Here is a 10,988-nt window from a genome sequence, read left to right on the forward strand (position 1 = left end):
GAGGACGCCCGCCAGCGCCGCTACTTCGACGGCCAGCTCATCTACCGCCGCGAGGTGGGCCCGCGCGAGAAGGCGGACGTCATCCTCGACAACGCTGACCCCGCTCGCCCTCGACTCCTTCCGCGTGCCGACGCGGTGACGGCGGCCGCGGCGGCGTCGCCACGGTAACGGCGGCAGGGTTCGGTGCCGCGGTCGTGGCACCGGGGTACGAAGCCTGGCCCGCGCATCGGCCCTCCGTACCGGCGAGAGCCGGCTGCTAGCGGCGGAACGAGACGTGAACCACGCCGCTCTCAGCGGCTTCCGTGGTCACCGTGTAGCCGTCCTCGAGGCCCCGCAGTCCGGACCACAGGTTCTCGCCCCGGCCCAGGAGAATCGGGACCACCGCGACATGGAGGTCGTCGACCAGGCCGGCCGTGAGGAACTCGCGGACCGTGCGTGCGCCTCCGCCGACGCGTACGTCTGCACCGCCGGCCGCCGCGCGCGCGGACTCGAGCGCCTCTGCTGGGGAGGCGCCGAGGAACTGGAACACGGTGCCGTTGGCGAATTCGATGGTCGGGCGCGGTGAGTGCGTCAGCACGTAGACCGGCACGCGGAACGGCGGCTCGTCGCCCCACCACCCACGCCAGTCGGGGTCCTCGCCATGCTCGTGCAGACCGAACATGCCCGCACCCATGATCTCCGCTCCTAGGTTTTCGAAGTACCGGGCGGCGTACGCGTCGTCCACGCCTGTCGTTCCCTCGCCGCTGCTGTCGTGCAGCACGCGCTCGCGGAACGTTCGCGTCGCCACGTAGTCCGCGGTGAGCCGGCCCCAGTCCTCCCCGAACGGGCTCTCGGGCGTCTGGTCCGTGGTGGTCATGAAGCCGTCGAGCGAGACGTTGAGATCGACGCGTACGCGAGTCATGGTGCCTCCTCAGGGGATGTGGACGTACCCAGCATCGCACCGCGGTCGGATCTACGATCGAGTCACGGGGAGAGGAGCAAGCACATGCATCGGGTGACCTACTCCATGGGGATGTCCGCCGACGGCTACGTCATAGACGCGACGGGCTCCTTCGACTTCTCCGAGCCGTCCGCCGAGGTGTTCGCGTTCCACATCGAGGAGATCCGCGCGGTGGGCGTGCACCTGCTCGGGCGACGGCTCCACGAGACGATGCTCTATTGGGAGGACCCGGACAACGCGGCGACGTTCACGGGGGCCGAGCGGGAATGGGCCGCGCTGTGGAACCCACTGCCCAAGGTGGTGTTCTCGCGCACCCTGACCGAGGTCGCCGCGCCGGCGCGGCTCGCGACAGAGGGGCTGGCGGCGGAGATCGCGCGGCTGCGGGAGGAGCCAGGCGAAGGAGACATCGCGGTGGGCGGCGCGGACCTCGCGCGGCAGGCGGCGGAGCAGGGCCTGATCGACGAGTACCAGGTGTTCGTCCATCCGGCGCTGGTGGGTGGCGGAACCCCGTTCTTCGCCAACGACGGCCAGCGCGTGCCGCTCACCCTCGCGGAGAGTCGGGCCTTCGACTCCGGCGTGACCTTCCAGCGCTATCGCGTGGAGAGGTGACCTTCTCCCGGCTTTCCACGGAGGGCCGATGCGGGCGCAGGTCCCGCATGCGCGTCACTGAGGCGGTCACGCAGCTCCGCGAGGGCGAAGAAGGTGCGGTGGTTGAAGTCCGCGCCCAGCTGGTTGGGGATGGTGACCAGCACGGTGTCTGCTGACTGCACGGCGTCGTCCTCGCGCAGCTCGGCCTCGATCTTGTCGAGCTCGCCCACGTACGTCTTGCCGAACGTCGCGATGAAGCTGTCGATGGTGCCCACCTGGTCGCGGTTGGCACCCATGCGGTCGCGCTCGAGCATGCCGCCGAAGGAGGCGCGAGTCTCGTCGTCGATGATGGGCATGATCGAGCGGGAGATCGACACCCGGGGCACGCCGCCATGACCGGCGGCCTCCCACGCCTCGCGGAAAGCGTCGATCTGGCGGGCCTGGATCACCCCGAGCGGCTCGCCTGACCCGCCCTCGACCAGCGTCGATGACATGAGGTTCATGCCCAGCTCGCCCACCTTGCGCGCGGACTCCTCGCCGCCGGCGCCGTACCAGATGCGCTCGGTCAGGCCCGGCGACTGGGGCTGGATGGGGAGCTTCTGGCCGTGCAGCCCATGGGCGTTGGCGCCGGGCTCCGCGATGCCGGCGCCGGAGATCGCCTCGCGGAAGCGGGCGATGCGCTCGGCGGCGTCTTCCACCGGGAGCTTGCCGACGGGAAGCGGGTAGCCGAACGTGCCGGGGCCGTCGGCGGCGGGCTCGGGGGAGCCGCGGCTCACGCCCAGCTGCAGCCGCCCGCCCGCGATGAGGTCGGCGGTCGCGGCAGCCTCCGCCATGTAGAGCGGATTCTCGTAGCGCATATTGATGACGCCGGTGCCCAGCTCCACGCGCGACGTGCGCGCGCCCATGGCGGCGAGGATGGGGAACGGCGAGGACGTGTTCTGCTCGAAGTGGTGGACGCGGATCCACGCGCCGTCCATCCCCGCGTCCTCTGCTGCCTCCGCGAGGGCGATGGTGTCGTGCATGAGGTCGCCTGCGGTGCGGACCTGGGAGCCGGGCGCGCCGGAGAACCAGCCGAAGCTGAGGAAGCCGATGTTCTGCATGGGAGCGGAACGTCTTCCGGGTACGCGCGATTCCTGCTCCGTTCCCTGGGAGGGGACCATGCGACAGGATGGACCCATGACCGCGGACCCCCGCGTCGCCCGACGCGCTCCAGAAGACCTCGACGAGTTCCAGCGCGCCGAGCGCCACCCTGACTTTCGCGTCGACCTCGAGCGCATCCGCTTCTCGCCCTACTTTTCGCGCCTGTCCGCGGTGACGCAGGTCATCTCGCAGTCCGGCGCTGGACTCGCCGTGCACAACCGCCTCACCCACTCGGTGAAGGTCGCCGCGGTCGCGCGGGCCATCGCGATGCACCTGTATCGAGATGAGGGGCCGCTGGGAGAGCTGGTCACCGAGCTGGGCGGCTGCGACCCCGTGGTGGTGCAGGCCGCGGCGAGCTCGCACGACGTGGGGCACCCGCCGTTCGGCCACCTGGGCGAGCGGGCGCTCGACCGGCTCGCGCGCGACAGGTTCCGCCTGCGCGAGGGCTTCGAGGGCAACGCCCAGACGTTCCGCATCCTCACGCGTCTCGACGAGCACGACGTCTCCGGGGCCGGCCTCAACCTCACTCGTGCGGTCCGCGCGGCGGTGCTGAAGTACCCGTGGCTGCGTGGGCAGGGCGGGACCCGGCGCGGGGCAGCGAGCCACAAGTTCTCGATGTACGTGGTCGACGCGGACGATGCCTGGGACGCCTTCGTGGCCTACCCCTCGATCGCCCGGGGGCAGCAGACGCTCGAGTGCTCCGTGATGGACGTCGCGGACGACATCGCATATTCGCTGCACGACCTGGACGACTTCTACCGGGCGGGGCTGCTGAATCAGGCGACGATCGCGGGCGAGTTCCGGGAGTGGCGGCGCGAGGGGGCGGACCTGCGCGCGCTCGACACCGGGTCGCTGCGCAGCGTCAGCCGCGCGCCCGGGCACTCGCTCGAGCTGCTGTGGCGGCGGCTCGAGGAGCGTGACCCGTGGATCGCTGACGCCGATGCGTTCGACGCGGCCGTCGCGAAGGTCACCGAGGAGGTGGTCGAGGGCCTGCTCACGGTGCCGTTCGACGGCTCGCTGGGCGCCGACCGCGCGCTGGCCCGCTTCACTGATGGGTGGATCCGTCACCTGCAGTCTTCGGTCGAGGTGCACCGCGAGCCGGCGCACCGCTCCGGCCACGTCATGCTCGACCAGACGGCGTGGCACGAGGTCGCGGTGCTCAAGTTCCTCCACGAGCGCTTCATCCTCGACCGCCCCGATCTGGCGGTGTACCAGCGAGGACAGGCCAACCTGCTCGAGCGGCTGGTCGACGGCTTCGCCGCGTGGCTGGAGGATCCGCTCGACGTGCGGCGCGCGCCCCGACGCCTGCTCGACCTGGTCGATCTCGCGACCGAGGACTACCTCGCCGTGCGGCGCGACCACCCGGAGGCCCTGCCCGACGTCGACGAGGCGGAGCTGCGCCAGCGGGCACTGGGCAGGGGCGTCATCGATTACGTCGCGGCGCTCACGGATGCCCAGGCGACGCACCTCGATGCGATGCTCACCGGCCAGACCGAGCGACTGTGGGAGTCGGGCCAGGGACTGTGACGCGGTGATCCCTAGGATCGACCCATGATCACCGTTCGTCGCGTGCGCCCGGACGACCCCGACGCGCATCGGCTCTGGAAGGCGCAGGAGCGCGACCTCGCCGAGCGCTACGACGAGCCCGACCTCGTGCTCGAGACGCACTTCCCCACGCTCGTGGGCTCGTGGGTGGGCTACGCGGAGGACGGCACGGCGGTCGCGACCGTGGTTGCGCGGTGGTCGCCGTATCCCGAGACGCGTCCCGGCGACGTCGAGGTGAAGCGCGTGTGGGTGGATCCCGCGCATCGCGGCCACGGGCATGCGCGCGTGATGATGGGCGTGGTCCAGACCGCCGCCGCCCGCGCCGGGGCGACCCGGCTGATCCTCGAGACCGGCACGGGCCAGCCCGAGGCGATGGCGCTGTATGAGGCGCTTGGATGGACCCCGATGCCGGGCTACGGGGAGTACCGGGACGAGCCCGACTCGCGCTGCTTCGCGCTTCCGCTGCGCACCCGGGTCCTGGTCGTCAACGGCACCATGGGCGCGGGCAAGACCACGATCGCCGCCGCCGCGCACGATGTCCTCACGCAGCGCGGCGCTCACAGCGCCTACGTCGACGCGGACTCGCTGTGCCAGGCCGAGCCGCGCCCCGCATCGGACCCCTTCCATCAGGGCCTGCTGTTCGACAACCTGGCGTCGATCGCGCCCCACTACCGCGAGCGTGGGTTCGGCTGCCTGATCATCCCCAGGGTCGTCGAGGACGCCGACGATCGCGAGCGCTACGCTCGAGCCTTCGCGGCGACGGAGGCGGGACCGGCGCAGGTCGTGATCATCCGCGTCGATGCGCCCGAGCAGGTGCGGCTCGACCGGCTGAGCGCCAGGGAGCCCGAGGGCGAGTGGGAGGACTTCGCGCACGCGCGCAGCGTCGAGCTCGACGCCGTCCTCAGCAGCCTGGACCTCGACGACGCGGTGGTCGACAACGCCGGCGATCGGGATCGAGTCGTCGTCGCCGCCGAACTCCTCGACCGTGCCGGCTGGTGAGTCAGGCCGCCGTGATGTCGCCGAGCAGCGCGTCGCGCCATTGCGGTTCGTGGTCGCGGATCCACTTGGCGTCCGCCTCCCATACGGCACCCACGCCCCGCTCCCACAGCTCGAGCCACGGCGACTGCCCTGTGGCGCGCATCTGCGCGAGGTACTCGTACATCCGCTCGGACCGCAGGGCCAGCAGCGGCAGCAGCTCTTCGCGCTGGTCCTCGGTGAGGCCGTAGCCGTCGGCGAAGCCCGCGAGGCGCGCGGCCTGGGAGGGCAGGTCGAAGCCCTCGCCGTGCAGCGGCGCGATCGCGTGGATCGCATGGGCGATGTCCCACAGCCGGGTGCCCGGGGCCGCCGCGTCCCAGTCGATGGCCACGAGCCGTCCGTCGCCCGCGATCACCAGGTTCGACGGCGCGATGTCCTGGTGGATGACGAGATCGCCGCCGGGCCCGGGAAGGCCCTCGAACCACTGGGCGTCGGCCGGGGGCTCGAAGGTGGCGAGGGCGTCGTGCATCTCGCGCATGAACGCGCCCACGCGGACGGGATCCAGCGCGTCAGCGGGTGCTTCGGGGTGGTCGCAGCGGGTGCCGTCCACCCACTCGACCAGGTGACGACCCTCGCCGTCCCACCCGAAGCTGCGCGGCGCGCCACGGAAGCCCACGCTCTCAAGGTGGGTGAGGAGCGCGTGGATCGCACCGGTGTAGGGGTCCGGCGCCTCGAGCGTGACGTCGCGGTGGGCGATGCGCATGGGCAGCTGTCCCGAGTCCGTGGTGCCCGAGGGCTGGTACGCGGGCTCGCCAGCGGCCGGGCCGTCGAGCGTCCGGTCGCTCAGCGCCGATGCCGCCGCCGGCTCCTGCGGCGCCTTGCCTCGGCGCGGAACATCGAAGATGCTGCCGCGATCGTCCTTGCGTCGGCGCGGAGTGGACGCGTGGTCGATCTCCTCACGCGCCGCGTGGATCGCAGCCATCGCGCCGGCCGCGCCGCCGCGGGAACGGCGGGGTGGGGTGGCGGTGCCGGGGGCGGGAGCCGATGCGGCGGGCACCTCGGGCGCGGACGGCACCGAGGGCGCGCTCCCGGCCGATGCGGCGGTCGCGGGAGTGGGGAGAGTCGGCACCGCGGTGAGGCCGGCCCGGCGACCGCGCTTGCCTCGCGCAGGCAGCTCGGCGGGCGGCGTGACGGGCACCGCTGCCGGCGGGAGGGTGATGGGCGCAGGCTCGGGCGGCGCGGTGCGCACCCGTGCCGCAGTGGGGGCCATGCGGCCTTCGTCCACGAGGCGACGGCGCAGGCGCCTGCTCATCAGCGACATCCCCATGTAGGGTCCCGGAACCCCGGCGGGAGCGGGCCACGCGGGCGTCGCGATGCGCGGCACCGGGCGAGCGTGCCTCACGCCCCGCCAGCGGTCGAGCATCCACTCGATCCCCTCAAGGGAGTCGAGCAGGCGGGCCTCCGCATCGTCCGCGCTGTGACCCTGGACGGCGATCTGTCCCTCCCAGCCGGAGGCCATGAGGAGGTGAGCGAGCTTGCGGTCGAGCCGACCCGCGCCCCAGGGGAGGATCTTGCGCCCGGTCTGGATAGCATCGGCGTCCATGCCGGACAGGGCGATCGCCGCGAGGTGCGGAAGCATCGTGTCCAGCACGGCGTCGAAGCGTGCCGCGTGGTCGTGCCCGTGCTGGAACTGATACGCGATCCCCACGTTGGTCAGCCCGCGGTCCGCGAGCGCGTCGATCACGTCGACCTGGTTGCCGGGCTCGCCGAACCACCCCAGGTGGTTGGTCAGCAGGACGCACATGTCGTGCTCGCGTGCCAGCGTCGCGAGCGGCTCGAGGTGGTTGGCGACGCGCAGCACGCGCGCCCGCTGGATGCGCGGGGCGAGTCGCGCGGGCGAGCCCTCCTGACCGAACTCGACACACGTCCACAGGTCCGGTCGCATCCCGCGGCGAGCGAGCTCGGCGACCTGGATGCGCACCTGGGGGTCCACGATCCCGAGCGCCGCGTCAGCATCGGGCCCGTCGGGCTCCGCGAGCGGCATGGGGCACCACAGCCCGGCGACGTCGATCCCGTGCCGCTCGAGCGCGTCCATCTCCGCGTCGAAGCGCAGGGCGTGCTCCTCGCGCCAGTCCCAGATGATGCGGGTGAGGCCGATGCCCTCGAGCATGGCGGCGCGCTGGTCCGGCGTGCGGTCCTGGGCGTCGTAGGTCACGACGCGCGCGGCGGCGATGCGGGCACGCTGCGCCGACGCCCCCGCCTGTGCGTGGCGGTGCGTCAGGGCACGCCCCCTCGGCGTCGCGTCGCCCATGTCTGCCTCAGCTGCTCGATTCCCCCGGTGTCGCGCTCAGCACCAGTGTGACCCTCACGGTACCGGCCGCGACACCCTGATGTGAAGAGAATCACTGCCCTGGGGCGAAGGTCCGAAATGCGACGTATTCACCCTTTTAGAGCGATGTGAGGCAGGTGTGCTCGCTGCCGGCGACGGCCGCGGCCAGCGCGGTTAGTCAGCGAGAGCGAAGTCGAGCGCGGCGGTCACGTGGAGCGCCACCGAGTCAAAGTAGGGCTCGTCGATGTCGCCGGCGGTCAGCACCATGGGGATCTCGGTGCACCCGGAGATCAGTCCCTGGGCGCCGCGGTCCCGCAGCGCCAGGAACACCTCGCGCATCCATGCACCGGCGCCCTCGGGCACGATGCCTCGAGCGAGCGAGCCGTAGATGAGGTCGTGGACCTGGGTGAGCACGGGCTCGTCGGGGACCACGGCGGTGATCCCGCGCGCCGCCATGTGGTCGCGGTAGAACGGGTCGCGCATCGTGTAGCCGGTGCCGAGCAGCGCCACCGTGTCGAGTCCGGCGGCGGCGATCGCGTCCGCCGTCGCGTCGAGCATGTGGATCAGCGGCACATCGATCGCGGCGCTGACCGCCGGTGCGACCTTGTGCATGGTGTTGGCACAGATGAGAATCGCCTCCGCACCTGCGGCCTGCAGGGCACGCGCATCGGCGCCGAACGTCGCGCCCAGGCCGTCCCAGTCCCCGGCCGCCTGCGCATCGGCGATCTGCTGGAAGTCGTACGAGCGCACCAGGAGGTCGGCGGCGCTCGAGCCGCCCAGGCGGGCGTTCACGCCCTCGTTCAGCTGGCGCTCGAACTCGAGCGAGCTGTGCCAGGTGATGCCTCCGAGCAGGCCGAGGCGACGGGGCTGGGTGCGCATGCGCCCAGGGTAGAGGGGACGGAGGGCCGATGCGAGGGCCAGGTCGAGCGGGCGTGGAGCCTCGCGGAACACTCCAGTGTGCTGGAACGTTGCTCAGGTGACGCGACGGCCGGCGACGCGGCCACGGGAGGCGACATGCGCATCGGCGAACTGGCGGACCAGGCCGGGGTGACGGCGAAGACCGTCCGCTACTACGAGTCCATCGGGCTCATCCCCGACCCGGGGCGCACGGGCTCGGGATACCGCGACTACGACACGGACGCGCTCGAGCGGCTCCGGTTCGTGCGCGACGCCCAGGCGGCCGGGCTCACGCTCAAGGAATCGCGGACCATCCTCGACATGAAGGCCTCAGGCGAGGGCACGTGTCATCACACGCAGGAGCTGCTGCAGCGGCACCTGTCTGACATCGACGCGCAGATCGCGTCGCTCCAGGCCGCGCGCGCGGAGCTGCTCGCGCTGTCCCAGCGGGCGGACCTGCTCGACCCCGCCGCTTGCACCGACGCCAACCGCTGCCAGGTGGTCGGGGCGCACTGATCGGGGCCTGCTGACTGCACCCGCGCATCGGCCCTGCGCTCTCCCCGCGGTCGATCGACGCTCCCCTACGCGCATAGGCGAGCGAAATGGGCCCACTTCGCTCGTCTAAGGGCGTAGATGAGCGAGAATCGACCGCCAGAGCGCGGCGCGCGGCAGCCGATGCGCTCGGGACCTGCGTCCCGACGCGCACCCGGGCAGGGGCCTAGGCTGAGACGCAGATCCTTGGACCAGGCGAGCGAAGGGCCCCGGCGAGCATGCTGATCTCAGTCCCCCAGGAGTCGCGCGCGGGCGAACGCCTCGTGGCCGCGACCCCCCGCAGCGTCAAGCAGCTCATCAAGCTGGGCTTCGACGTGACGGTTCAGGCCGGCGCGGGTGCCCAGGCGTCCATTCCGGACGAGGCCTACGTCGCTGCCGGCGCGGGCATCGGCGATCGCGCGGCCGCGTGGAGCGGCGACATCGTGACCGCAGTGAACGCCCCCGACGAGGACGAGATCGCTCTGCTCACCCCCGGGTCCACCGTGGTGGCCTCCCTGCAGCCGCACTCGAAGCCGGAGCTCATCGACGCCCTGGCCGAGCGCGGCGTGACCGCTCTCGCGCTCGACGCCGTGCCGCGCATCTCCCGCGCGCAGGCCCTCGACGTGCTGTCCTCGATGTCCAACGTCGCCGGGTACCGCGCGGTGATCGAGGCCGCGGAGAGCTACGGCGGCATGTTCGCCGGCCAGGTCACCGCGGCGGGCAAAACCCCTCCCGCGACGGTCTTCGTCATCGGCGGCGGCGTCGCGGGCCTCGCGGCGATCGGCGCGGCCGTGTCGCTGGGCGCCCAGGTCCGGGCCTTCGACGTCCGCCCCGAGGCCGCCGAGCAGATCGAATCCATGGGAGCGACCTTCGTGCACGCGCCCCAGGCGCAGCAGGACATCTCGCCGGACGGCTACGCGAGCCCCCTCACCGAGGAGCAGCAGGCTGCGGCCATGGAGCTCTACGCCCAGGAGTGCGCGGGCGCGGACGTGGTCATCACGACGGCGCTCGTGCGCGGCTCCGCCCCCACGACCATCACCGCGGAGGCGGTCGCCGGCATGAAGCCCGGCTCCGTCATCGTGGACCTCGCCGCGTCGGGCGGCGGCACGCATTCGCTGACCCAGGTGCTGAGCGCCGACAGCGCCGGGTGCGCCAGGTCGCGCTTGAGGTGATCCCAGACGCGCGGCATCAGATCCAGGTATTGCGGCTTGCCGTCGCGCAGCCAGAGCCGGGCGAAGATGCCCAGGATCTTGAGGTTGCGCTGCGCCCCCAGCGCGGCATAGGCCTGCCCGAAGGCGTGCGGTTCGGTCCCGGTCAGACTCAGGTACTCGCCGATCATCGCCTCCCGCAGCGCCGGGGTGGTGTCGCGCCGGGCGTCTTCGAGCAGCGAGACGAGGTCGTAAGCGGGGTGCCCGGCAAGCGCGTCCTGGTAATCGAGCACACCGACGCGGGCCAGCCCGTCGCGACCCGACAGCCAGAGCAGGTTCTCGGCGTGGTAGTCGCGCAATACGCAGACAGGCGGCGCGCCGTTCAGCCTGCTGCAGGCGGTCTCGAGCAGCGCGCGGTAGGCGGCGACGGTGTCGTCGTCGGGCGGGCGCCCCGTGGCGCCGGGCAGGTACCAGTCCGTGACCAGCGCCGCCTCCCGCCAGAGCGTCGGCAGGTCATAGGGCGCAAGGCCATCGGCGGCCGCCGGCCGGCGATGCAGGTCGGCGAGCAGCGCCACCGCCGCGGCGTAAAGCGCGGGCTCGTCGCCCGGCGCGCGCTGCAGATGGCGCGCGAACAGTGTGTCGCCAAGGTCCTCGAGCAGCAGGAAACCCTGGTCGCGGTCCGAGTCCAGTATGCGGGGCGCGGAATAGCCGGCGGCCAGCAGCCGGTCGGTGACATCCAGAAAGGGGGCAATATCCTCGCCGCGCTCGGGCGGGGCGTCCATCAGCACCGCCGGGCCGCGCTCGGCATGCGTCAGCCGCAGGTACCGGCGGTTCGAGGCGTCGCCGGCCAGCGGCGCCACAGCCGCCCCGGCCCATGGTCCTCGAGCGATGAAGG

General features: G+C 72.1%; 8 protein-coding genes and 2 pseudogenes. 5 read left to right on the forward strand and 5 right to left on the reverse strand.

Annotated features, from left to right (window positions below):
* Window positions 1–256 precede the first annotated feature (256 nt).
* Complete coding sequence (locus QZ483_RS09920) at window positions 257–901, reverse strand: dihydrofolate reductase family protein (protein WP_297083501.1); 645 nt, start codon at window positions 899–901, stop codon at window positions 257–259.
* An 84-nt stretch (window positions 902–985) separates the two neighbouring features.
* Between QZ483_RS09920 and QZ483_RS09925 the strand changes: the two genes are divergently transcribed.
* Window positions 986–1,549 (forward strand): dihydrofolate reductase family protein, encoded by a 564-nt coding sequence (locus QZ483_RS09925; RefSeq protein ID WP_297083503.1) that lies wholly within the window; start codon window positions 986–988, stop codon window positions 1,547–1,549.
* Here QZ483_RS09925 and QZ483_RS09930 read toward each other — a convergent pair.
* Window positions 1,531–2,628 (reverse strand): LLM class flavin-dependent oxidoreductase, encoded by a 1,098-nt coding sequence (locus tag QZ483_RS09930; RefSeq protein WP_297083505.1) that lies wholly within the window; start codon window positions 2,626–2,628, stop codon window positions 1,531–1,533. The genes QZ483_RS09925 and QZ483_RS09930 overlap by 19 nt on opposite strands.
* A 76-nt stretch (window positions 2,629–2,704) precedes the next feature.
* Here QZ483_RS09930 and QZ483_RS09935 point away from each other — a divergent pair, with 76 nt between their 5' ends.
* Window positions 2,705–4,195, forward strand: a complete 1,491-nt coding sequence (locus tag QZ483_RS09935; RefSeq protein WP_297083507.1) for a deoxyguanosinetriphosphate triphosphohydrolase family protein — start codon at window positions 2,705–2,707, stop codon at window positions 4,193–4,195.
* Between the two features lie 24 nt (window positions 4,196–4,219).
* The gene (locus QZ483_RS09940) at window positions 4,220–5,212 is read left to right on the forward strand and encodes a GNAT family N-acetyltransferase (RefSeq protein WP_297083509.1); all 993 of its coding nucleotides are present in this window, start codon (window positions 4,220–4,222) and stop codon (window positions 5,210–5,212) included.
* A 1-nt stretch (window position 5,213) separates the two neighbouring features.
* Here the strand turns inward: QZ483_RS09940 and QZ483_RS09945 are convergent, their stop codons facing one another.
* A complete protein-coding gene (locus tag QZ483_RS09945; RefSeq protein WP_297083512.1) occupies window positions 5,214–7,499 on the reverse strand; it encodes a phosphotransferase in 2,286 nt (761 codons plus the stop codon).
* 192 nt (window positions 7,500–7,691) lie between these two features.
* The gene (locus QZ483_RS09950) at window positions 7,692–8,396 is read right to left on the reverse strand and encodes an aspartate/glutamate racemase family protein (protein WP_297083515.1); all 705 of its coding nucleotides are present in this window, start codon (window positions 8,394–8,396) and stop codon (window positions 7,692–7,694) included.
* Between the two features lie 78 nt (window positions 8,397–8,474).
* Here QZ483_RS09950 and QZ483_RS09955 point away from each other — a divergent pair, with 78 nt between their 5' ends.
* Together QZ483_RS09955 and QZ483_RS09960 are read left to right on the forward strand one after the other, a co-directional pair.
* A complete protein-coding gene (locus QZ483_RS09955) occupies window positions 8,475–8,930 on the forward strand; it encodes a heavy metal-responsive transcriptional regulator (protein ID WP_297083520.1) in 456 nt (151 codons plus the stop codon).
* Window positions 8,931–9,184: 254 nt separating this feature from the next.
* Window positions 9,185–10,051: pseudogene (locus QZ483_RS09960) on the forward strand (Re/Si-specific NAD(P)(+) transhydrogenase subunit alpha); the annotation flags it as partial.
* Window positions 10,052–10,314: 263 nt separating this feature from the next.
* Here the strand turns inward: QZ483_RS09960 and QZ483_RS09965 are convergent.
* Window positions 10,315–10,953: pseudogene (locus tag QZ483_RS09965) on the reverse strand (aminoglycoside phosphotransferase family protein); the annotation flags it as partial.
* Between the last annotated feature and the right edge of the window lie 35 nt (window positions 10,954–10,988).

The sequence above is a fragment of the uncultured Demequina sp. genome, from assembly GCF_913055775.1.
Classification (GTDB): domain Bacteria; phylum Actinomycetota; class Actinomycetes; order Actinomycetales; family Demequinaceae; genus Demequina.